Here is a 21642-nt window from a genome sequence, read left to right as displayed (position 1 = left end):
ACTCCCTCACTTCGAGTAAACAGCCTTCAGGATTTCCCGGAACAGATTCTCCATTTCTTCTTCCGTGCAACCTATTGCTTTTCCGGACTGCACCGCTGCCTGCATCGCTTCCTGCGCGGCCTTCAATCTATAACTTTCCTTGTCCCCTGCTTCGACCTGAGCCACAAATGTACCTGTCCCCTGCTTCGTACGAAGCAAGCCTTCATTCTCCAGATCCTGATAGACCCGTCTAACTGTGATGACACTACAGTTCAACGATCCGGCAAATTCACGAATGGACGGCAGATGTGTCCCCTCTCCTAATTGACCTGTAATAATTAATGATCTTAACTGATTTTCAATTTGGTGGTATAAAGGTTCAGCACTATTTTCATTAATTTGAATGGGTATGTTCACATCTTGCACCTCGCCCTCCGGTACAATCCAGTTTTGACACAACAGTGCCGGTTTCATCCTGTATTCGTACATAAGCTCAAATCTCATACATTTAACTCAGATCTCGATGAACCAGCTTCTTCAGCGTCAGACGACTAAACATCCATAATCCCGCTAAGCCAGCCACCAGAGCAATCCACATGATCGGAGATAGCAACCCCCATGATTTGCTTGCATCCAATACAACCCACAATCCGTAGCTGCCTGACATTTGAATCAGTAACGATATGCCAATCGTGAGAGGTACAAAAAGTGTGCTGAGAACCAAATATTTCTTGCCACTGTGCAGAAACTCTCCGTAAATATACAATCCTGTTACCACAAGTCCGTAACCTGTACAGGTAAGGCTAAAGGCCAGATATTGATCCCACCTGAATCCTCCGGAATGAAGGCTAACCACATATAGTGACCCATAGAAAAAAGCACCATTGTAAGTAAATGCGATCAGAGACTGTTGTAGCCTGGACCACATCACCGTCTGTTCAGGGATGGGAATTCTGCGGTAGTAGGCCAGCATCTGCGTGTAAGAATCTTCCTGTATGTAGCGGAAGGAGCGCCTGCAGAACATAAACCCTTGAAATGGCAACATGATCAAAAAGAAGGCATCTACTACAGGATTAATGAAATCTGACTGTTGTTGTCCTAATAACATCACACCACTCATGCTGCCCGTGTATATCATAAATATTGCAGACCACAGCCATTGGAGTTTATCCTTACTCATCTGGTTACGGGTCAACCACCACGCCTGTTTCCATTCGTTCATATGCCTGCCTGCCTTTCACCTGTCATTCAATCATGTTGCATACTGTGTTGACTGTGATTACTGTATATATCAATATACACAGTATACAGACCTGTTTCTTATCCCGTCAACCCCTAATTTTCCTGGATCAGGAAAATAAATTGGGAGATAGTTCAAGTTTACGTTAAAATAAAACACAATTCGTAATTAGAGAAAGGAACGTCGCATATATGGATTAGCTGGTTGATCCTCCGGGATGAACCTCGTCGTCACCAAGCCAAAAAAAAAAAGGCTGTACCCGTTATTGTGCGTAAACACAATTTCGGATACAGCCCTTTGCCGTTCTCTAGCACCTGTTAGAAGAAGAGGCCTTGCGATTAAACGAGGTTATAACCAATAGGCAGACTGCGATTGCTACGGATCGCACGAATCTCGGCCAGAGTCAACCGCTGATTCGTAGAGATCAGGGATTCCACGTCATTACCTCGGATCAGATCATCCAAATCTCTCAAGTTGGTATTGCCTCGGAAGACTCGGAACCCACCTTGAAAGTTAGGGCGCGTAAACACAACCAGCGTTGCATTCGAACTTGTAGAGAAGAAGCGCAGACTCTCCACCCCGTCCAAAATATTGTCCAGGTTACGAAGACCCGTGTTGCCACGATAGATGCGGCTTCTCCCTCTGTAGTTCTCTTCTGAATACACCGTAAGACGTGGATACGTTTGACTGACGTTGACTGTTTTTTTCATTTTGTTCCCCCCTCTCGAACTCATTCTATGAATGAATGAGAGAGGAAGCGTGGACGAATTATCTGCTAGATTCGTCCATTTTCATATTTTCAGAAGAAATGAGTAGCTTGCACCCAAGAAAGCCGATAGTGAGATGTCTTCTTTATACGCCGAGAATGGCTTCCCATACCGGACGTGTATGGCCACCAGGATATAACAGGTACAACAGGACATACACGATAACACCTGTCAGCGCCGAGCCGAACCAGATCATGGAAGTGAACTTGCCCCAGCGGCGATGCGTTCCGAACTTCTTTTTGAATCCCAGCACCAGTGTGGAGATCCCGAATATGGCAGCCACAGTAGCCAGAATGATATGAAAGATCAGAAATATCCGGTAAAAGATCTCCAGATCCGGGTCCCCGCCCCAAGCCGTATTGCCCACGAATACTGTGCGCGACATATAGATCACAAAGAAGATCAGAGCCGCAATCGCTCCTGCGACCATGGCGGACTGGTGTGCCTCACGTTTGCCCCGAATAATCAGTGCCCACCCAATTCCAACCAGGACTGCACTAATCACAATGAAAGAAGTGCTGATCGTGGGTAGCCAAAAATACATATCCATCGTGTGTTCCCCCTCTTGTCAGAACATTGCCTTAATTATTTGGCAGCCGGATTGAGCGGCCCTCCTGTGTCTCCTGCGGGATATGAATCATCGTCATCTTCCTGTTTCTCTTTCCGATACCATTGGAAAAAGACATAGGCCAGCATGGAGGCAAAAATCCCCTCCTGAATAAACTTCATCACAATGCCACCAACTTGCTGATCTTCTTTCGCCGAAGACAAAAAGTTGAAGAAGGCAGGCCCACCGAATGAGCGAAGTAACGCCGTGGAATCTCCGGATACACAATAACGCATGGCTTCAGCCCATACTGCCGGGTTGCTGTACGTCTGATACAACGGCTCGGACGCAAAGATAATCAATCCACACGCAGGCGTAAGCAGCACCATATTCAAGAAAATAAAACCGATCTTGGATAACCCCGATGCTTGTCTGCCTTCTGGTAACGGATTCAGCAATGTCCACCACATGAGCATGGAAGTAATGAACAGTGCAATGTAATACAACCGGTGAACGGTAAAATTCAGCATAACGTAGTCATGTACAATCGGCAGGTGATACAGCGAGAACAGCCCGTTAAAGAGCACTGCCGCAACGATCGGATGAGCGAGAAACGATAGCTGACGTGTTGGCAACCAGCGCACGATTCTCCGCCATACCCAGATTGGCAATCCTTTCATCATCAGCGGCGGGGCTACCAGATAAGAGAACGCCATGCTTACCATATGGAAGCTAAACATGACGTGACCGAGCAGATTAAAGGGCCCCGCTTGGGCCAGATACAGGACGAACAGCCCTGTAATAAACATGATTTTCTGTGCAGCAGTCGCTGGCTCTGCATCCTTTATTTGCTCGCTTAACGGTCCGACAAGCACTAAGTAGGCTGCAGCAATGATCAGAAATAAAGCCAATATAAGCGGACTCCACAAGTCGTTGAAGCTAAAGTATTGCAACCCGAGCATACGGGAAACCTCCCCGTGACCTAATTTGATTGTTGCCAGCATTCCTTGAATAAGATCCGTTCGCCAAAAAGGGGAAAAGACGGCGGCAATGCGCCGCCGCCATCTCTTTTACCACCAGACCCAATAGAGTGCCATAATGATGCACGTAAAGGCTACAAAAAAGCCAAAAGCCATGAACAGAATTGGCATCAAATGCCCTTTGTCCTTCATGTGCATCCAGTAACCTAATTGAACGAATACCTGAAGAATAGCCATGACGAGCAAAATAATAATCGTAAAGGTCGTGTTGACCCCTCCGGCAGAAGCGGCCGCAAATGCAATCAGCGTGAGAATAATGGAGAAAATAAACACTACGACGTGTTTCTGTGGCCCTTCCGTCCGGTGACGGTGTTTCACAGGTTGTTGATCTGTCTTATCCTGTGCCGACATATATTAGCCCACCTTTCCGAGCAGGTACACGACCGTAAAGATGAACACCCAGACCACGTCAATAAAGTGCCAGTACATTGCGGAGACGTATACTTTAGGTGCAGTTACGACCGTCAATCCTTTTTTGAACAGCTGCCCGATAATGATTCCGATCCACACAATACCGAAAGCAACGTGGGCTCCGTGGAATCCGACCAGTGTGTAAAATGCTGAACTGAATGCACTTGTAGTCATACCGAACTCTTTATGTTTCACATACTCATAGAACTCGTATATTTCCAGTGCGAGAAATCCCATTCCCAGTACCACTGTGATGCCCAGCCACAATGCCAATGCATCTCGTTTGCCCTTATGCATGGCCTGAATGGCAAATACACTCGTCAAACTACTGACCAGGAGAATGAACGTTGCAGCTGCCACGAGTGGCAGGTGGAACAGTTCATTCGCCGTAGGTCCATCATTGGTTTGGCCACGAAGAGCCAGGAAGGTAGCAAAGAGTGTACCGAACAGTACCGTCTCGCCGCCAAGGAACAGCCAGAAGGCAATAAGCTTGTTACGTCCTTCCAGCGTTGCTTTCTCCGGTTCATGCGGCAATTTGTCGTTCACCGGTTCGGCATGTGAGGTTGTCATGTTCTAGCCCCCTTCTCATCCTGATCCTCCGGTTCAATATGCCAGCCATGATCATCATAAAGTGAACGAAGTGCCATTGCGCCGAATGTGATTACGAGACCAATAATAACTACAATATAATTGTTGAAAATGGCATTCATAAACGCGTTTCCAAATTCATCGTTGCTGAACATCAAGCCAAGTCCTGCAATAAAGATACCTACTGACATCACAAACGGCAGCGGCGTTGCTGAAGGCATATGAATCGAACCTACAGGTTCTGCCGGTGTCATCTCCGTATGTCCTGCCATCTTTTCCTTCCAATAAGCATCAATTCCGCGTACCAGCGGAGTCTGCTTGAAGTTATATTCCGGCGGTGGAGATGGAATGGACCATTCCAGTGTACGGCCGTCTTCCCACGGATCGTTCGGTGCACCAGCCGGTTTTCTCGTTGTGATTACAATGTTCACGAGGAACATGATAACCCCAACACCCATCAGAAATGCACCGACGGAGCTGACCAGATTGAGCAGGTCAAAGTCCTGATTCGGCAAGTATGTAACAATCCGGCGCTGCATCCCCATCAGACCGAGGAAATGTTGTACAAAGAACGTTAATTGGAAACCGATCATAAATGTCCAGAATGTCCATTTGCCCAGTGTTTCGCTGAGAATACGTCCAAACATCTTCGGCCACCAGTAATGTAATCCTGAGAACAATCCAAGTACGAGTCCCCCAACAATAACGTAGTGGAAATGGGCTACAACAAAGTACGTATCATGGAACTGGAAGTCTGCCGGAGCAGATGCCAGCATAACGCCTGTAACGCCACCCATAACGAAGGTTGGGACGAATCCAACTGCGAACAGGTTTGCCGCTGTAAAACGGATCTGCCCACCCCACATCGTAAAGAGCCAGTTAAAAATCTTGATCCCTGTAGGTACGGCGATCAACATCGTGGAGATGGAGAAAAGCGCGTTGGCTACATTACCCAGACCCGTTGTAAACATGTGATGCGCCCATACCATGAAGCCCAGGAAAGCAATCAGGATGGTAGCAAATACCATGGAGCTGTATCCGAACAACCGTTTACGCGAGAAGGTCGGAATAACCTCCGAGATAATACCAAATGCCGGCAAGATAAGAATGTATACCTCCGGGTGTCCGAAGATCCAGAAGATGTGCTGCCAGAGTACCGGGTTACCGCCACCTGCGACATCGAAGAAATTCGCTCCCAGAATACGGTCAAACGTTAAGAGTACCAACCCTACCGTGATGGCAGGAAAAGCAAAAAGGATAATAGCAGATGTAATAAATGTCGTCCATGTAAACATCGGCATCCGCATGTAAGACATGCCTGGAGCACGCATTGTAATAATTGTCGCGAGGAAGTTAATGCCCCCAATAAGTGTTCCCAGACCCGCGATTTGAAGGCCTATGGTGTAGAAATCCACGCCATGTGTTCCACTATATTCACTGCCCGAAAGCGGCGTATATGAAGTCCAGCCCGCATCCGGTGCTCCGCCCATAACCCAGCTCAGGTTCAGTAACAGTCCACCAAACAGGAATGTCCAGAAACCAAGCGCGTTAAGAAACGGAAAAGCAACGTCCCGTGCCCCGATCTGTAAAGGCACAACAGCATTCATAATGGCAAAAATAAGCGGCATGACACCAAGGAAAATCATCGTTGTTCCGTGCATGGTAATCAATTCGTTGAAGACCTGTGCTGATACAAAATCATTCATCGGTTTCATCAATTGAATCCGAATCAAAATGGCTTCAATGCCGCCGATTCCAAAGAAAAATCCACCCGCAACCAAATAGAGAATGGCAATTTTTTTGTGATCGACGGTGGTGATCCAATCCATCAAGCCCCTGTACCTCTTGACGCTATGCGCATGAGCCAAGGTTGTGTACCCCCTTCTTCGTCCTTGCTGTTCTATTCATAGTCCAATTTGTAATTGGCCAGATATTCGGCAATTCCGTCGATTTCTTCATCCGTCAACCCAAGATCTTTGGGATTCGGCATGGTGTTACCCGGCTTCACGGATTGTGGATCATGGAGCCATTCTTTCATGTTATCCAGTACCGGATTACCTTCTTCCTGCCCCTCACGATAATTCAGCAGAATGCCTGCGACAGATTCTTTGCCGCCGATTCCCGTCAGGTCAGGTGCAACAGGTCCACCTTGATCGCCAACAGCGTGGCAAGAAAGACAGTTTGTTTTGAACTTTTCGGCCAATTGAGCATCTTCAGGAAGGACTGCGGGTGCTTTCATTTGATTCACCCATCTGTCAAAGGATTCCTGACTCACTGCTTTTACCTTAAATTCCATGAAAGCATGCGATCTGCCACATAATTCGGCACATTTACCGCGGTAAACGCCTTCATTTGGTGCGGAGAAACTGAACTTGTTAAGCGTTCCATCCGGGTTTGTGTCCATTTTGCCCGCCAGTGACGGCACCCAGAAGGAGTGAAGCACGTCAGCGGTTTTCAATTCAAATGCGATTTTGGTTCCGGTCGGGATGATGAGATCTTGAGCGGTGGTTACGTCATATTGAGGATAAGTGAATTCCCACCAATACTGATGCGAGGTGACTTGGACCTTAAGTGCATTTTTGTCATTAGACAGATCTTCGCCTTGGGCAAAAATCGTTTGTACCGTCGGTACTGCCAGAACAATAACCAGCAATAACGGAATGGCTGTCCATATTACTTCCAGCTTGAAATTACCTTCAACCTGTTCGGGCATCTCAGTCTGCCCGGCTCGTCTGCGAAACCGGATCAGGACATAGGCCGCTATGGCGAATACAATGATGAGCACCACGATCATAATCGCGATGGATAGCTTCATCAGATCGTATTGGCCTTGCGCCACAGGACCCTGAGGTTTCATTACCGACAAGTCTTCCCGCCCGCATGCGGATAGCAGCAAAGAGAACACCGCCAGCAAGGGGAGAATTCGCTTTGTAACCTGCCACTGTTTCATCATTGATCTACCCCACTTTTTTACGTTTTCGTAGATTACCGTTGTCGTTCGGTAGAAAGGCAACAAAAGGTACGTTTCAGCACGATACGCATAATCCTCTTCGTCATACAGAACGCTTACAAAAATAACGCTTCCAGTACTCCCGTCATTTCCTGCTCAGGGCATGTCTGCGCATTCTTCCAATTCATTCTATATGCTTCAATCACTTATTAAATATAAGTTGAGGGTATGATTTTGTCAATCTTTGGACACATGTTCACAAATTGTTCACTTTATGTAAAAAACCGCTCTGCAACTTGATTTGTAAACGATTTCAGTTAAAAATATTACACTCTACATTTGAAAATTTTTGCCAAATTTCGGTGATAAAACTTGATTTATTGGCGATTTTTCTCACATTGAAAACATGCGGTATTATGCAAAAGAAAGGTTCGTTTTTATGGAATACATCTTCCATATCAATCCAGAAGCCATACATACCGCTCCATACTGCCTTAATTAAGTCCAAAAACAGCATGGAGCATTTCTGAGAAGTTCAACTCAAGTTATCATCTTCACTGACCTTATCTCACGTGCCATTGGTCAGGATCAAAGGCCCATCCCCAGTTATGGCAACCGTGTGTTCATACTGAACTCCCCAACTGCCATCTACCGTTCTCACCGTCCATCCATCCTCATCCCATATAACGGCTCCGGACCTGCCTTTCGTAAAGATCGGTTCAATCGTAATGACCATCCCCTCGGTGAGCAGCATGCCCGTTCTACGTTTGCCATAAGGCAGTACATTCGGCGGCTCATGAATATACTGACCGATCCCATGACCGATGAGGGGCTTCACAATCCCGTACCGATATAGTCGGGCTGTTCGTTCAATGGCGCTTCCAATATCTCCGAGCGTATTGCCTGGGACTGCCTGTGCTATGGCTCGCTCAAGTGCTTTCTCCGTACGCCTCATCAACTTGCGAATGGATCTGCTTGGTTCACCAATTCCATATGTCCAGGCTGAGTCAGCAAGCCAGGTATCTTTGTTCACCACCATATCGATGGTCACCACATCCCCGCTTGCCAGCTCCTCATTGCTCGGAAATCCGTGGCACACCACTTCATTGACGGAGGCACAAGTCGCGTATGGATATCCTTTATACCCTTTTTGCTCTGGCGTTGCCCCATGTTCTGCGAGGAAATCTTCAACACGCTCGTTGATCTCTGCTGTTGTGATGCCGGGGACCATCCATTGCTCAATATGTTGGTGACAGCTTCGCAAAATTCGTCCTGCTTCCCGCATGTAGCCAATCTCTTCTTTGGTTTTCAAAATAGGGTCCACATGCATTCATCCTTCCCGCTGTAGGTGTACTCTCATATATATGCAGCAGGAACGCAAAAAAAACCGCCTGCCGGAGCTTAACGCCCGGGAGACGGTTCTATTCATTATCGGAACAGTATAATCAGAGTTGTGTGTTGTTTCAGGACACGGAAGAATCCATCTTGACAAGCTCATGCTCCACCACAGAAGTCAATTCTTCCTCATATCCACCCGTAATCCGGTATTTTCTCACGTACTCCTTCACGAATTTTTTTGGATCCTTAGGACGGAAAATCCGAGTCATTTCCCTCAAACTTTCTTTGACCTCATTGTGACCTTTCGTTGCCATTGTAATTCCCTCCCAAAACGTTGAAAGTGAATGCTCCGTTTAGAGAATGCCGAATAAGTCTTAAATGCCATCCATGAAGTTGTGTGCGCGGCTTAAAGCAAGCTTTAGGTCGGGAACCTCGCAGAAAGCAAGTACCTGACACTATAAATACCCGATATGATTCGGAATGAATCATAATCTTATTGTAGCATATTCGGAAGTATCTTACGACTTGACGATTTCCTCTAATAAATATAACGGTTCTTATGCCCAAAAAGTTTAATTCCGAATCATATGTAGTGATTACGAGCATTCTATACGGAATTAATATATCCAGCATAACACTGAACTATTCGGGGGATATTATCACGGACAACCCATACAGTTAAATTACTGGCATCCAAAGGAGGCGTCGTCTCATGGACCGCAAAGAACAGGATATGCTGCCCCTTTCGCATGAAAAGGTGGAAGTAGACGGTGTTTACATCAACGAAGCCGGACGTGAGGAACATCTGCACCGGGGACAACACTTCCCGGCTGACCCCGTTCTAGGCAAGTCGGAATGGAAACTGACCGAATATGCATATGATAATCACCACGAAGGACGAACCGATGAACGTTTGGTTCCCAAAGAAGACGATACCGACAAAAACGGCAAGATCAACAGCCCACGCAGACAGTTTCAGGGCGGGTAGTGATTATTTTCGTTTGAAGTGCTGAATTTTTCATCCGGACAGGGGCAGGTCATGCTGTAACTCAGCTGATCCGTCCCTGTTTCATGTTTTTGACTGTTCTTTCATTTGATCCTAGTAGGTAAATAAATTCACCGGTTCAGTTCTGTCCACCTCCCTCATAACCTAGTTAAAAAGGTCAAAGGAGGCTGGGCCGGATGTCCCCCATGAAATCATCTAGCGGTCTGGATGAAAATATTGCTGGCATGCTCTGTTATCTGTTTACCTTTGTAGGAGGAATTGTCTTTCTCGCTGTGGAGAAACGGAGTCGGTTTGTGCTATTCCATGCGCTGCAATCTGTAACGGTCTTTGGCATCATTATGGTCGGGCATGTATTGTCGGCTTTCCTTCCGTTGTTCGGGCCCCTCGTGGCATCGCTATTATCCCTGCTTGGTGTGGTGGTCTGGCTTATTATGGTCGTCACCAGTCTACAGGGGAAATGGCTGAAGCTGCCGTGGGTTGGGGATTTTGCAGAGAAACAGTTACGTCATCTGTAATCCCCGCTCATCATAGTTAAATAAAACAAAAAACACCGAAAACACGACTCTGCTGAGCCTGTTTTCGGTGTTTCGCATCTAAAAGTTTCTCTTTCATTTGTTCATGTGATTGAACATTCATAGCATAAACGATGTATGTCATTAACTATTCATGCTGTATATCATCATGGTTAACCTGCTTCAATATTCATCTTGTGAATTGTCTATTTATAACAGTTAACATAACAATCCTGCTGAACGATAAGCCTAACCTAATTCGGCTAATTAAGCTGACTTGCCTGTTTCTCCAAGGATGGCATCTGCCTGTTGTTCAGCCATCTTGGCGGCTGTTTCCTTGGTGCCCAGACCATTAAAGAGCAGGTTCATGAAGATCGCCGTGAAGCTGCCTGCGATGATACCATTGCCGAGCATAATCTGAGCCCAGGCGGGTGCACCTGCGAACAACTCAGGTACAACGGTAACTCCAAGTCCCATACCTACAGAACAAGCGATGACAAAAAGATTCTCATGTCGGTTCAGATCGACCTGACTGCCGATAATCCGAATGCCTGATGATACCACCATGCCGAACAAGGCCACCATGGCTCCGCCAAGAACTGCCCCTGGAACGAGCTGTGCGAGCGCCGCAATCTTCGGTACAAATCCAATGACCACCAGGATTCCACCAGCCACCACAATGACATCACGCGTTTTCACACGTGTCATCTGTACCAGTCCTACATTTTGCGAATACGTTGTATATGGGAACGAGTTGAAAATACCACCTAACACAATGGCCAGACCCTCTGCACGATAACCGCGGGCCAGATCCTTGGAAGACAGGTCCTTGTCCAGGATTTTGCCCAGAGCCATAAATACACCTGTGGACTCGGCCACGCTGACAATCGCCACCAGAATCATCGTCAGGATCGGTACAATCTCAAATGTCGGTCTGCCGAAGTAAAACGGCTGAACAACATGGAACCAACTTGCATCGCGAATAGGGGCAAAGTTCACTTCACCCATAAACCCTGCTGCCACTGTACCTACCAGCAGGCCAATCAGTACCGAGATGGAACGGATAAAACCTGTAGTGAATCGAGTCATTAGAATGATAAAGAGCAGCACGCCGAAACCGAGTAACAAGTTCACTCCACTGCCGAAATCTTCCGACCCCTGACCGCCGCCCAGATCGTGGAAAGCAACCGGAATCAAGGTTAGACCGATAATCGTAACCACCGAACCCGTGACCACGGGTGGAAAGAGCCGAATAAGCTTCCCAAAGATTCCGGAGAAGATCAATACGAACAGCCCGGAGGCAATAATCGCTCCGTAAATGGCAGATACTCCACTGTTCATCCCGATTAGGATCATCGGAGACACGGCCTGGAATGCACAACCGAGCATGACGGGCAGCCCTACGCCGAAATATTTATTTCCCCATACCTGAAGCAGTGTAGCCACACCACATGCGAGCAGGTCAATGGCAATAAGATAGGTTAGTTGTTCCTGTGTAAAGCCCAATGCGTTACTGACGATCAATGGGACAACGACGGCTCCTGCATACATCGCAAGCACGTGTTGAAGTCCGAGGGAGAACGTTTTGATTGGATGCCGATGCCGCTGAAAAATACGTTCGCGTGCCATATTAGTTCATGCCCTCCTCGTCCGCAAATGTAACCTGTCCATCCGACAGGGCCCCAATGCGAACCAGCGATTCCACACGGTATCCTGCTTCTTTCAGCAAGCGACCTCCTGGCTGGAATGCTTTTTCAATAACGATACCGATACCCACCACTTCTGCTCCGACCTGCTCCACAATGCGGGCCAGACCAAATGCCGCTTCACCATTCGCCAGAAAATCATCAATGATAAGCACTCGATCACCAGGCTTCATGAATTTCTTGGCTACGGTGATTTCATTCGTCTCCTGCTTGGTGAAAGAGTATACTTTCTCCACCAGAATGTCTTCCGTCAGTGTGAGTGACTTCTGCTTCCGTGCAAAAATCAGCGGTACATTCAGTTCCAACGCGGTCATGATGCCTGGTGCAATTCCTGACGACTCAATCGTCAGCACACGAGTAATATTCTCGCCTTCAAAGCGGCGAATGAATTCCTTGCCCACTTCCTTCATCAGAACCGGGTCCATCTGGTGATTCAGGAATGAATCCACTTTGAGTACTTGCTCGGACAGGACAATGCCTTCCTGTCTTACCTTGTCTTTTAACAATTGCATGCAATTCTTCCCCCTGAATGCCCTCTACACAGAAACCTACATGCCTATCCAATCACATGGTAAAAAAACAAAAAAAACGCCTTTTCACACGCTGCGGAAAAACCGGAGACGGGAAAGACGGACTTGTACGTATATGGACAAGCCGTATGGATGCTGCAAGTGCCTGGAAGGACAGAAAGAAACAAGATGTCACTCTGACACGTCAAACGCCAAACAGTCTATTCAGGATCAGATGTGAAGCTACCTGAACCTGCTTTTCAGTCAAACTGTCTGAGAATGATCTCATTCCAACCATACAAAATGTTGCAGCATCTTTCCCGTAGTCCGATCATTCCGGTGATCGGGTAGAGACATGCAGGCCTATTCCTGCACATATACGAGTAACGGCATATTTAATTTTTGGCTCCATGATTCGTTACAATGTATGATCGCGAACCTGAATATAAATGGTTAAACATAACTGACAATGTTAGAAGTATACCGAATCGACGGCGTGAAATAAAGAAGTATTTTCATGGAAATTGCGGAAACTTGTCTTAATTTGCAAACAAAGGGTGATTGGAATGTGTTTTTTATGTACAATATGAGGACGGAAGCGCGGATCTGAACGGATAATGCATAGAGACGCGGCCTACATCATCAATTAATGATCAAAGGAGATATGCAGACATGAAAGGCGTACTTAACGAATTCAAAGAGTTTGCCGTCCGCGGCAACGTCATCGATCTGGCGGTCGGTGTCATTATAGGGGCTGCTTTTGGTAAAATCGTCACCTCCCTTGTGAATGATATCATTATGCCTCCGGTTGGAAAACTGATGGGTGGAATCGACTTCAGCCAGAAAATCTTCAACCTGGACGGGGATATCAAAACAGCAAACGGAAAGGACATCACCACACTTGCTCAAGCCAATGAAGCTGGCGCTACGGTGATTGCTTACGGTCAGTTCATTAACGTCATGATTGATTTCCTCATCGTTGCGTTCTGTATTTTCATGCTCGTGAAGGGCATCAATTATCTCAAAAGCAAAGAACACAAAAAGCCCGAGCCGAAAAAAACGACCAAGGCTTGCAAGTATTGCCTATCCGAAGTTCCGGTTGCGGCTACCCGCTGCTCGCACTGTACTTCAGAACTCGAAGCAGAAGGCAGCGGCGCTCCGGCGTAATCACGATGAACGTTTAAAGACGCACCGAATTGAATTTCCGATATAAAAATTTTGATGCGGGGGCAACCTCTCACTAGCTAGGGTTTATGTATGAAAAGCTAAACATATGGGCTTAATTAACAATTTATTACGTATCTTAAAGGTTGAAGGTTCCACCGTAAAGGTGGGGCCTTTTTATGCCTAACATACATGTGTTACATGTGCTCCCCCATGAATGTCATTCGCATCCATGCTCGTGAACTAGAAACGGCGTGGCAGCAAATGCTCCAGAATCGACTTCAGATCCTTATCTTCTTTGTAAACTTCTTCCCCGGTATCAAGCTCTGTAACACGAATATATTCAAAGTTTGCCGAAGCATCCACTGGCTTGAACAACAATTGGGCCTCATCTTCCAAACGTACATTGAATCCCATATCCTTAAACATGGTGGTTAACTGACTGTTAGCAGGTTCTTGACCTTGCCCTACAAATATAAGTCCTCTAAGGCTTTTACGTTCCTGAGGTTGCGGATAAATCACCTGAAAGTGTACAATGCATTCCATACGATCGTTCCCCTTTCGTTTAAAACATACTTTGTGAAATTTTGAACTTTAAAAACTGCTATATAAGGAGATACGTTTCATGACCCCAGAACGTTTCGACATTTATGACGATCAGCAACATTGGATCGGTACAGCACTACGCAGTGAGGTCCATGCCAAAGGATATTGGCACCGTTCATTCCACTGCTGGATCGTGCGTGACGAAGGTGAGCAACGACGGGTTCTTTTTCAGCGGCGGCGTGATATTAAGGATACCTTCCCCGGATGTTACGACATTACAGCAGCAGGTCATCTCACCGCAGGTGAACAACTGCAAGACGCCAGTCGTGAGCTGGAGGAAGAACTGGGTGTGAATGCTCCATTCGAGGCACTAACCTATCTATTTACGGCTACACAGCAGCTCCAAGGAGAGGTCCGTGGTGTTCCATTCGTAGATCGGGAATTCAGTGCGGTCTATGGACTATGTCTCAACCAGTCTCTCGAAGCTTATGTTCTGCAGACCAGCGAGGTGGACAGCCTGTATGAAGTGCCCCTGGATGATCTGCTCGCCTTGTTTCGTAATGAGATCGACGTGATCCAAGCTACCGGAGTTCAGACCCAGCCGTTGACATCACCGCCACATTCCATCGGTCATAAGGACCCGTCAAGCGATCATGCAGCTTATGAACCAGAGCGTATCGTTCGCCAGATTCGGGCGAGGGAATTCGTGCCTCATGGTAAAGCTTATTATACGGATGTGCTGGAAGCTTTGTATCATGTGCCCAAAGATTGATCACGTAGAGTCCTGTTCAACCCGATCCAGTACAATCGAATATGTTCATAGCTTCATTTTCTCAAAAATAGCATAACTTCATACCCTTACTATCGACTTGACTGAAAACAGATGCTGTGACGAACATCACTGTCATATCTCAAACCAGCACAAACAGGCGTCTGCCTCTGGGGCAGCGCCTGTTATATGTACACCCGTATTCGTTACAGCGTGAACACTATCTGGCGTCAAATATCCATTCAATCACATGTCGATTAGTTGTCGATCTGCCTAGCTCTTGTCATCCTCTCCTGAAGGAGGAGAAGACCAGTAACGTGCAGAGAGTTCGCCGTACCGATGTCCATAGCGGGACTCCAGTTCCTCACCCATATCCTGTTCCAATTCATACAACACCAGCTCTTGAGCAAAATGATTCAGCAGCAGTCCGGTCATCACCGGATGCTCCGTAACTACGGCCTGTGTGGCGCATGATTCCCCGCGCATGCCCAGCATGCACCAGCGGCGATCCACCACCAAGGAGAATTTCCGACCATGACCTGTGCCATACAAAGGCAAACCCGGCCAAGGTACGGGCTGATCTAGTATACCTTCCCCACCATCACACGACCATAACAGCCGCACACCGCGAGCCTCAGCCTGCTGTAAGTCATTACGCAGTAGCTCCGCCTCTTCACGCCAAACGTCTACGACAATCTCATGCTGAGCTCCGGCCATTTCACGGCTCAGATTCTCAAACACGTTTTTGTCACCTTCGATGTTATAGAAGACAGGCTTCTCCGGTTCACTCTTGGGCATGCTGCTCTGGACATAATCCAGAGAGGTACGCATTTGATCGGAGATCATGCGGGTCAACTCCTCGGGCTTCAGCACACTGTACTTCGCTGGTTCCCCCGGACTACACCGCAAGAATCCACGCTGTTCGAGCCGTTGCAGGGTCGCATATACATTGGAACGGGACACGCCCAGCCGCTTCGCAACCTCATACCCTGAGGCTGATCCCTGGCGGGCGAGTTCCACCATAATTTTAGATTCCATCTCGGTAAACCCCAGATGACGCAAATGATGCAGCAGTTGGTCCATATTCCCGTCCCCCCATGCTGTCAGCCAACCCGCACTGCCTCACATTGATCCGGCAGGGCTTCTACTGCATCAGATCAGATCTGTTCCGCACCACAGCGCGGGCACCATTTCGAACCTTTGGGCAGCTCGGCTGCACAAATCTGACAATTCACCATTTCGCGTGACACTTCGGTCTGTACGTCCACCGTGTTCACAATCGGATTATTTTCTTTCCAGTAGCGGATGCGTTCGTCCAGTTCCTGCTGACGCTCACGTTCCCGTTGCATCTCTTCATCTCTGCGACGTTCCCACTCCGCATCGAACGCTTCCTTCTCTTCCTGGGTAAACTCCGTACTGTTATATTCCGATTCCGTCTCCAGATCGGCTATGGACGGAATGACTGTGTGATACGGCTCATCTTCCTCCAGCTCCACTTCAGGTGGCGCATCGTAGAAGTCCGGCTCCGGATTATGGGCCTGAGTCTGAGCTACAGCTGCTTCCTGTCTCGCGGCTGTGGTGGCTCCTGCCACTCCTGCAGCTCCTGCAGCTCCTACTGTAGGTGCTGGTGTCTTGAATTCACCCAACTTGCGTCCGCATTTAGGGCAGAAGTTAGCATCCAGGGAAGCAACGTGTCCACACTCGCACAACCGTTCATTCTTAAGCTGTGCAATCTTGTTGCGAAGCCCATCAATCTCGTCCTGCAATTCGTCGCACAGCTGCGACAGATCCACCATCTCTTTTTCTGCACGCGTCATATCCTGTGCCCGATAACCCTCATAGAAGATGCGACCCATATCTGTAAAATGGACTTCCTGTTCCTGTTGCAAGCCCACAATCTGGTTGTTCAGTTTCCCAATCTCAACGGCATGCTGGGCACGCTCTGTTGCTTTGTTCGCTCCGTCTTTGATGCGCTGAAGCAGTTTCATGACCATTCCTCCTCTGTCCCGTCAAAAACCAATATTATCATTTTAATTTTTAGTAGATTAGCATATTACATCCTTCATGCAAAATGCTCAGGCCTATAACTTATACGATATCATGCCAAAAAGTTGCGTATTCTCGTGCAGGTGCCCGTTTTATACCGATACTGGATGAAATCGGGGGCTTTCGTCAAGACCATACGTTCGGGTATAATGAAGCTTTGGCCATACTTAACCGCCTGATTAGGCAACTAACTCTATCATACCAATTTACAATGCGATTGTGAAAAGGGCAAATGGTTTACTTTTAACCGGGATAGTCCTATCCCTGAATGCATACAGAGGTGGATGAAACATGTTAAGTCCGAACTCAACGTTCTACCCCCGTCCGCTCGGGGTTACCCCGGCGGCGTCCCTGCCCCAGTCCCCGTCTGCTCCGCTGGAGACCAGTCGGCAACTCGTGGGCAATGATCAACAGGATGCCTTTTACTTTCGTTCTCTGGAAGAGGCAGGCATCAAGTTAAACGCACCACAAATCTCGGCAGTCCGTCACGGCAGAGGACCCATTCTGACCCTCGCCGGAGCCGGTTGTGGCAAAACGACTGTGCTGGCTGCAAGAGCTGGCTACCTCATAGAGGTCAGTGGCGTACATGCAGGCAGTATCCTGCTGGTGACGTTCACCAACAAGGCCGCCACCGAGATGAAAGACCGGATCGCCGCATTGCCAGGAATACGCCCAGCAGCGGCAAGAGCTGTCCAGGCTCGCACCTTCCACTCTTTTGCCCTGACATTGCTGCGTCATTACGGTGTGCAGGAAGAGATCTTTGGCGAGTCGCGAGCCCAGCATACGGTGCTGAAGATGCTTCTTCGCCAAAATGGCATGAGTGAAGCCTTCCAACCTGAAAGTCTGCTGGCCATGCTGTCGGCATGGAAGATGCAAGGATCGGAAACAACCGACCTGCCTGAAAAATCGCAGGAAGAACGCGATGCCAAGCGTGTCCTGCTAGGTTACGAAGCCTGGAAGCAGGATCGGGGCAAAATGGATTTTGATGATATTTTGCTACGCGCAGCTGCGCTGCTTCGTGATCCTGCTGTTCTGGGGCCACTTCAGAAGCGTTTCCAGTATATTATGGTCGATGAGTTCCAGGATACCAATCATCTGCAATATGAGATTGTACAAAAACTGGCTTCCGCCCACCGCAACCTGATGGTTGTGGGAGACGACGACCAGACGATCTATACCTTTAATGGCGCACGCCAGGAATCGATTTTGGAATTCGATAAAGTATACCCGGGTGCACGCATCGTGACGCTGGATATTAATTATCGAAGTGATGCACGCATTCTGGGACTCGGAAGCGAACTGGTCGCCCGCAATAAACGCAGACGTGACAAACGGCTGCGTGCCGCTGGAAACCGCGGCGATGCGCCCCGTTTCGCTACACCTTCCAATGCGGAAGAAGAAGCGGCGTGGGTCGTAAACCAGCTGTGTCAGCAGGTTGAAGAAGGGCAACACACCTATCGGGACATTGCAATTCTGCACCGGACAGCCAGCAGCAGCCGGGCTGTATTTGAGCAGCTTGTGTTGAAAGATGTGCCTTTTGTACAGCATGGTGCTTCTCCGGTCTTCTATGACCAGTCTCTCATCAGACCCCTGATGGATCATCTGCGTCTGTCCCTTGATCCACGCGCCATGGATGCTCTCCCCAGTGCATTGGGACCGCTCTATGTATCACGTGATGCGGGTCTGGAGTGGATTCAGCGCTGTGAACAACAACAGGCGAAAAAATATCCGCTCATCCATCTGGTGAAATGGGACAAGCTGAAACCGTTCCAGCAGGAACAGGTCAAGGAACGCATTAAGCTGATCAAATCACTGCACAAACTGAAGCCCATCATCGCCATTCAGGAGATGCGCAGGCAGTTCTACGACAAGTATATGGAAAGCGGTGATCCCAGCATCTTCACCCATTATAAGGAAACGATGCTGGAAACCCTGGATGAATTCGAAGCTGCTGTCAAAAAATTCGAAACGGTGGAAGAGTTCATTCAATTCGCGGATGAGCTCTCCCGCAGACACCGCGAGATGGAATCTCTGCGCCGTGCACAGGACAGTGACGCGGTACAGTTGATGACCATTCACCGGGCCAAAGGATTGGAGTTCCCCTGTGTATACTGGATTGGAGCCAGTGAAGGTATTGTGCCTCACAGTACAGCACTGCGCCAGGATATTCCTGAAGATCAGAAAGCTGCACTTGCTATGCAGCAGACAGACGCAGAGCTGGACATGGCGCTGGAAGAAGAACGCAGACTCGCCTATGTTGCCATCACAAGGGCCAAGCAGTACTTGTATGTTACCTCACCCGCGAGCCATCACGGAAAACCAGCGGATGTGTCCCGCTTCCTGCTTGAAGCCTTTGGCATGGAAGTTCCGGACAAACGCAAACCTCGTGAGGAGAGCCGGACGAGCGGTCAGACTTCATATGGCAAAGGCAATGGACAGTATGCCCGCTCGGGCTCGGGTGCCCGTTCCGAAGGAAGGGATGCGGCACAGCGCCGTGCTATCAACCACAGTGACCGTCGTGACTTCGAGGTCCACAACGAACGTGACGAGGATCGCCTTGGTGAACGGCGTGGCAGTGGTGAAATCCGCAACCATAAGGCGTTCAGCACCACAGGTGTGAGTCCGACAGCTGCTACCCCCTCCAGTTCACAGTCGCATACTTCAGGTTCAGGTAATGCTGAGCGTACGGAGACCGTTGCGATCTGGAAATGCAGTTCATCCACGTGCAAAGCGTGGCTAAGACAGAAGCCGGCTGTGCCTTCAAAGGCAACCAAGAAGGCATCATCGGGCCCTCCCGCCTGTCCCCTGTGTTCAGGATCGATGGAGGCTGGTACGCGTCAGGTCCCCGTAACGGGGAGATTTGGGAAATAAACGATACGGGATACCGTTATGGCTCGTTTCAGGGCGCTTTTTGCTGTTTATTAACAGTAGAAGCGTCTTTTTTCCATTTCAGAATGGAGGTTGGATTATGCAGGACGGCAAACAGCATCTGTATGTATCGGTAACACATAATCTTATTGAACAAACACAGAACGAATCTACATCCTTTGAAGTATTGGTGGATGATGAACAGTTGGGCCGATTGAAAGATCTGATGAAAGTGCTGGAGGATGACGATGCCTATACCTTGCAACGGGCTCCGGTACCCTACAAGTCGGCAGATCATGATGAGGCAACAGAGCAATTTTCGGATGGCATGACCTTGCTGTACACTTTTCTGTATGACCATGGCACGCCAGACACCCGACAGGCGATCGAGAGCATGAACGTGCTTCCGAGGCTGGAGAATACGGATTACGATGACCCGGGGTACGAGAATTCACCACTGAACAAATAACAGGATGCCAAAAAGCATGCGCAGCCGCAGAACACGGGGATGACGCATGCTTTTGTTATATAAAGCACAACAGGAACGTGAAATGGAGTTAATCCAGACGAATCTCCTGCCCTTTCTCAGCCGATTCGTAGATTCCGCACAGCATGCGCGTGGAAGTCACACCGTCCGCGATTGGACTGATTGGTTCTGTACCGTTCAGGCAGCAATCTACAAAATGGTCGATCTGGTTCTGGAATGCACTATGAATATGGAGACCCGTATTATCCGTCTGGGGTTCAATATTCAGGATGGTATTATTTTTCTCCGTGACGATCAGCGTCTCTGGCTCCAGTTCAAATCCCCCGTGCTCGCCGTATAACTTCACCGAAGACTCATCCTCACGTGCATGCAGGGTAAAGCTCACATCCACTGCCAGCGAAGCCCCGTTTTCAAACCGAATGAGCGCATTCGCCATATCTTCCACATCATTCACAGCTGCACTGTAGTCGGCCGCCTTGTAAAAAGAGAGATGTTCGATATGGGCACGATTGCCCAGCTTCCGATACGTATTACCACTGACCGAAACAGGTTTCGGTCTGCCCATCAGATACCAGCATTGGTCGATAATATGTACGCCCAGATCAATCAGGGGGCCTCCGCCGGAACGGCTTTTGTCAGCGAACCAACCGCCTGGATTGCCGTGACGCCGCAGAATGGAAGCTTTGGCATAATACAGTTCACCAAACTCCCCGGCATCAATGAATCGGCGCATCATCTGCATATTGTTATCATAACGCCGCACAAATCCAACGATAAACGTACGTCCACTCTTCTTCACCGCTTCTTCAATCCGCAGTGCATCTTCCACATTGGTTGCGACCGGTTTCTCCAGCAGTACATGCTTGCCTGCCTCCAGAGCAGCAATGGCAAACTCGGCGTGTGTATTATTCCAGGTACAGATACTGACAGCATCCACATGCGGGTCCTCCAGCATCTCCCGATAATCGGTGTACACGGATTGAGCATCATACTTCTGTGCAGCAGCCTTAGCCCGTTCTTCGTTCAGATCGCAGATCGCATAGATGACAGCATCCTCATTTTTGGCGTAACACCTCATATGAAGATCCGAGATTGATCCTGTACCGATCATTCCAATGTGTAGCATTTGTTTCGTGCTCATCATCGTCCTCCCTTCCTTTTACACAACT

23 protein-coding genes and 1 riboswitch are annotated in these 21642 nt (G+C 48.4%); of the genes, 6 read left to right on the top strand and 17 right to left on the bottom strand.

Translation table 11 applies throughout. The features are described from left to right. Positions 1 to 6 precede the first annotated feature (6 nt). The 11 genes from M1D71_RS02885 to M1D71_RS02835 all read right to left on the bottom strand — a co-directional run bounded on the left by M1D71_RS02885 (position 7) and on the right by M1D71_RS02835 (position 9174). On the bottom strand, positions 7 to 396 hold the full coding sequence (locus M1D71_RS02885; protein WP_458127144.1) for a GntR family transcriptional regulator: 390 nt from the start codon (positions 394 to 396) through the stop codon (positions 7 to 9). 91 nt (positions 397 to 487) lie between these two features. Continuing rightward, on the bottom strand, positions 488 to 1201 hold the full coding sequence (locus tag M1D71_RS02880) for a hypothetical protein (protein WP_458125167.1): 714 nt from the start codon (positions 1199 to 1201) through the stop codon (positions 488 to 490). 356 nt (positions 1202 to 1557) lie between these two features. Then, the gene (locus M1D71_RS02875; protein WP_458125166.1) at positions 1558 to 1929 is read right to left on the bottom strand and encodes a hypothetical protein; all 372 of its coding nucleotides are present in this window, start codon (positions 1927 to 1929) and stop codon (positions 1558 to 1560) included. 142 nt (positions 1930 to 2071) lie between these two features. After that, complete coding sequence (locus M1D71_RS02870; protein WP_145325545.1) at positions 2072 to 2536, bottom strand: DUF420 domain-containing protein; 465 nt, start codon at positions 2534 to 2536, stop codon at positions 2072 to 2074. Between the two features lie 35 nt (positions 2537 to 2571). Continuing rightward, positions 2572 to 3495, bottom strand: coding sequence for a cytochrome c oxidase assembly factor CtaG (ctaG, locus tag M1D71_RS02865; protein ID WP_458125165.1), 924 nt, complete (start codon positions 3493 to 3495; stop codon positions 2572 to 2574). 108 nt (positions 3496 to 3603) lie between these two features. Beyond that, positions 3604 to 3924: a cytochrome C oxidase subunit IV family protein gene (locus M1D71_RS02860; protein ID WP_076332731.1), complete on the bottom strand. Its 321-nt coding sequence runs from the start codon at positions 3922 to 3924 to the stop codon at positions 3604 to 3606. A 3-nt stretch (positions 3925 to 3927) separates the two neighbouring features. Beyond that, the gene (locus M1D71_RS02855) at positions 3928 to 4554 is read right to left on the bottom strand and encodes a cytochrome c oxidase subunit 3 (protein WP_047840264.1); all 627 of its coding nucleotides are present in this window, start codon (positions 4552 to 4554) and stop codon (positions 3928 to 3930) included. Beyond that, positions 4551 to 6401 carry a cytochrome c oxidase subunit I gene (gene ctaD / locus M1D71_RS02850; protein WP_458127143.1) on the bottom strand — a complete coding sequence of 617 codons (1851 nt, stop codon included), beginning with the start codon at positions 6399 to 6401 and terminating at the stop codon, positions 4551 to 4553. The genes M1D71_RS02855 and ctaD overlap by 4 nt, the downstream gene beginning before the upstream one ends. A 71-nt stretch (positions 6402 to 6472) precedes the next feature. Continuing rightward, the gene (gene coxB / locus M1D71_RS02845; protein WP_458125164.1) at positions 6473 to 7525 is read right to left on the bottom strand and encodes a cytochrome c oxidase subunit II; all 1053 of its coding nucleotides are present in this window, start codon (positions 7523 to 7525) and stop codon (positions 6473 to 6475) included. Positions 7526 to 8090: 565 nt separating this feature from the next. Then, positions 8091 to 8852 (bottom strand): type I methionyl aminopeptidase, encoded by a 762-nt coding sequence (gene map / locus M1D71_RS02840; RefSeq protein ID WP_458125163.1) that lies wholly within the window; start codon positions 8850 to 8852, stop codon positions 8091 to 8093. Positions 8853 to 8985: 133 nt separating this feature from the next. After that, positions 8986 to 9174: a hypothetical protein gene (locus tag M1D71_RS02835; protein ID WP_017690840.1), complete on the bottom strand. Its 189-nt coding sequence runs from the start codon at positions 9172 to 9174 to the stop codon at positions 8986 to 8988. A gap of 398 nt (positions 9175 to 9572) precedes the next feature. On the opposite strand from M1D71_RS02835, the gene M1D71_RS02830 reads away from it, so the two are divergent. Then, positions 9573 to 9848, top strand: coding sequence for a transposase (locus M1D71_RS02830; RefSeq protein WP_458125162.1), 276 nt, complete (start codon positions 9573 to 9575; stop codon positions 9846 to 9848). Between the two features lie 194 nt (positions 9849 to 10042). Continuing rightward, complete coding sequence (locus tag M1D71_RS02825; protein ID WP_047840268.1) at positions 10043 to 10381, top strand: DUF4870 domain-containing protein; 339 nt, start codon at positions 10043 to 10045, stop codon at positions 10379 to 10381. 264 nt (positions 10382 to 10645) lie between these two features. On the opposite strand, the gene M1D71_RS02820 is transcribed toward M1D71_RS02825, so the two are convergent. Further along, on the bottom strand, positions 10646 to 12007 hold the full coding sequence (locus M1D71_RS02820) for a nucleobase:cation symporter-2 family protein (RefSeq protein ID WP_289391047.1): 1362 nt from the start codon (positions 12005 to 12007) through the stop codon (positions 10646 to 10648). 1 nt (position 12008) lies between these two features. After that, positions 12009 to 12596, bottom strand: a complete 588-nt coding sequence (locus M1D71_RS02815) for a xanthine phosphoribosyltransferase (protein WP_307540132.1) — start codon at positions 12594 to 12596, stop codon at positions 12009 to 12011. A gap of 300 nt (positions 12597 to 12896) precedes the next feature. Next, positions 12897 to 12996, bottom strand: a riboswitch (purine riboswitch). 269 nt (positions 12997 to 13265) lie between these two features. Here M1D71_RS02815 and mscL point away from each other — a divergent pair. Beyond that, a complete protein-coding gene (gene mscL / locus M1D71_RS02810) occupies positions 13266 to 13760 on the top strand; it encodes a large conductance mechanosensitive channel protein MscL (RefSeq protein WP_458125161.1) in 495 nt (164 codons plus the stop codon). Between the two features lie 240 nt (positions 13761 to 14000). Here the strand turns inward: mscL and M1D71_RS02805 are convergent, their stop codons facing one another. Next, positions 14001 to 14303 (bottom strand): hypothetical protein, encoded by a 303-nt coding sequence (locus M1D71_RS02805; protein ID WP_056695593.1) that lies wholly within the window; start codon positions 14301 to 14303, stop codon positions 14001 to 14003. A 79-nt stretch (positions 14304 to 14382) separates the two neighbouring features. Here M1D71_RS02805 and M1D71_RS02800 point away from each other — a divergent pair, with 79 nt between their 5' ends. Then, positions 14383 to 15075: an NUDIX hydrolase gene (locus M1D71_RS02800; RefSeq protein WP_458125160.1), complete on the top strand. Its 693-nt coding sequence runs from the start codon at positions 14383 to 14385 to the stop codon at positions 15073 to 15075. Positions 15076 to 15345: 270 nt separating this feature from the next. On the opposite strand, the gene M1D71_RS02795 is transcribed toward M1D71_RS02800, so the two are convergent. After that, complete coding sequence (locus M1D71_RS02795; RefSeq protein WP_458125159.1) at positions 15346 to 16155, bottom strand: TrmB family transcriptional regulator; 810 nt, start codon at positions 16153 to 16155, stop codon at positions 15346 to 15348. A 74-nt stretch (positions 16156 to 16229) separates the two neighbouring features. Then, complete coding sequence (locus tag M1D71_RS02790) at positions 16230 to 17060, bottom strand: zinc ribbon domain-containing protein (RefSeq protein WP_458125158.1); 831 nt, start codon at positions 17058 to 17060, stop codon at positions 16230 to 16232. 349 nt (positions 17061 to 17409) lie between these two features. On the opposite strand from M1D71_RS02790, the gene M1D71_RS02785 reads away from it, so the two are divergent. Then, positions 17410 to 19989, top strand: coding sequence for a UvrD-helicase domain-containing protein (locus M1D71_RS02785; RefSeq protein ID WP_458125157.1), 2580 nt, complete (start codon positions 17410 to 17412; stop codon positions 19987 to 19989). 97 nt (positions 19990 to 20086) lie between these two features. Then, positions 20087 to 20455 carry a hypothetical protein gene (locus M1D71_RS02780; RefSeq protein WP_458125156.1) on the top strand — a complete coding sequence of 123 codons (369 nt, stop codon included), beginning with the start codon at positions 20087 to 20089 and terminating at the stop codon, positions 20453 to 20455. A gap of 88 nt (positions 20456 to 20543) precedes the next feature. Here the strand turns inward: M1D71_RS02780 and M1D71_RS02775 are convergent, their stop codons facing one another. Next, a complete protein-coding gene (locus M1D71_RS02775; protein ID WP_458127142.1) occupies positions 20544 to 21614 on the bottom strand; it encodes a Gfo/Idh/MocA family protein in 1071 nt (356 codons plus the stop codon). Between the last annotated feature and the right edge of the window lie 28 nt (positions 21615 to 21642).

This window comes from Paenibacillus sp. Z3-2 (assembly GCF_054161325.1).
Note: the sequence above shows the minus strand (reverse complement) of the source record. Positions and strands in the feature narration are given on the sequence as shown.

Bases quoted from the DNA above. Each gene is read 5' to 3' on its own strand.
- M1D71_RS02880 (WP_458125167.1), bottom strand. From the start codon at position 1,201: ATGAACGAATGGAAACAGGCGTGGTGGTTGACCCGTAACCAGATGAGT.
- M1D71_RS02875 (WP_458125166.1), bottom strand. From the start codon at position 1,929: ATGAAAAAAACAGTCAACGTCAGTCAAACGTATCCACGTCTTACGGTG.
- M1D71_RS02870 (WP_145325545.1), bottom strand. From the start codon at position 2,536: ATGGATATGTATTTTTGGCTACCCACGATCAGCACTTCTTTCATTGTG.
- ctaG (WP_458125165.1), bottom strand. From the start codon at position 3,495: ATGCTCGGGTTGCAATACTTTAGCTTCAACGACTTGTGGAGTCCGCTT.
- M1D71_RS02860 (WP_076332731.1), bottom strand. From the start codon at position 3,924: ATGTCGGCACAGGATAAGACAGATCAACAACCTGTGAAACACCGTCAC.
- M1D71_RS02855 (WP_047840264.1), bottom strand. From the start codon at position 4,554: ATGACAACCTCACATGCCGAACCGGTGAACGACAAATTGCCGCATGAA.
- ctaD (WP_458127143.1), bottom strand. From the start codon at position 6,401: ATGGATTGGATCACCACCGTCGATCACAAAAAAATTGCCATTCTCTAT.
- coxB (WP_458125164.1), bottom strand. From the start codon at position 7,525: ATGATGAAACAGTGGCAGGTTACAAAGCGAATTCTCCCCTTGCTGGCG.
- map (WP_458125163.1), bottom strand. From the start codon at position 8,852: ATGCATGTGGACCCTATTTTGAAAACCAAAGAAGAGATTGGCTACATG.
- M1D71_RS02835 (WP_017690840.1), bottom strand. From the start codon at position 9,174: ATGGCAACGAAAGGTCACAATGAGGTCAAAGAAAGTTTGAGGGAAATG.
- M1D71_RS02830 (WP_458125162.1), top strand. From the start codon at position 9,573: ATGGACCGCAAAGAACAGGATATGCTGCCCCTTTCGCATGAAAAGGTG.
- M1D71_RS02825 (WP_047840268.1), top strand. From the start codon at position 10,043: ATGTCCCCCATGAAATCATCTAGCGGTCTGGATGAAAATATTGCTGGC.
- M1D71_RS02820 (WP_289391047.1), bottom strand. From the start codon at position 12,007: ATGGCACGCGAACGTATTTTTCAGCGGCATCGGCATCCAATCAAAACG.
- M1D71_RS02815 (WP_307540132.1), bottom strand. From the start codon at position 12,596: ATGCAATTGTTAAAAGACAAGGTAAGACAGGAAGGCATTGTCCTGTCC.
- mscL (WP_458125161.1), top strand. From the start codon at position 13,266: ATGAAAGGCGTACTTAACGAATTCAAAGAGTTTGCCGTCCGCGGCAAC.
- M1D71_RS02805 (WP_056695593.1), bottom strand. From the start codon at position 14,303: ATGGAATGCATTGTACACTTTCAGGTGATTTATCCGCAACCTCAGGAA.
- M1D71_RS02800 (WP_458125160.1), top strand. From the start codon at position 14,383: ATGACCCCAGAACGTTTCGACATTTATGACGATCAGCAACATTGGATC.
- M1D71_RS02795 (WP_458125159.1), bottom strand. From the start codon at position 16,155: ATGGACCAACTGCTGCATCATTTGCGTCATCTGGGGTTTACCGAGATG.
- M1D71_RS02790 (WP_458125158.1), bottom strand. From the start codon at position 17,060: ATGAAACTGCTTCAGCGCATCAAAGACGGAGCGAACAAAGCAACAGAG.
- M1D71_RS02785 (WP_458125157.1), top strand. From the start codon at position 17,410: ATGTTAAGTCCGAACTCAACGTTCTACCCCCGTCCGCTCGGGGTTACC.
- M1D71_RS02780 (WP_458125156.1), top strand. From the start codon at position 20,087: ATGCAGGACGGCAAACAGCATCTGTATGTATCGGTAACACATAATCTT.
- M1D71_RS02775 (WP_458127142.1), bottom strand. From the start codon at position 21,614: ATGAGCACGAAACAAATGCTACACATTGGAATGATCGGTACAGGATCA.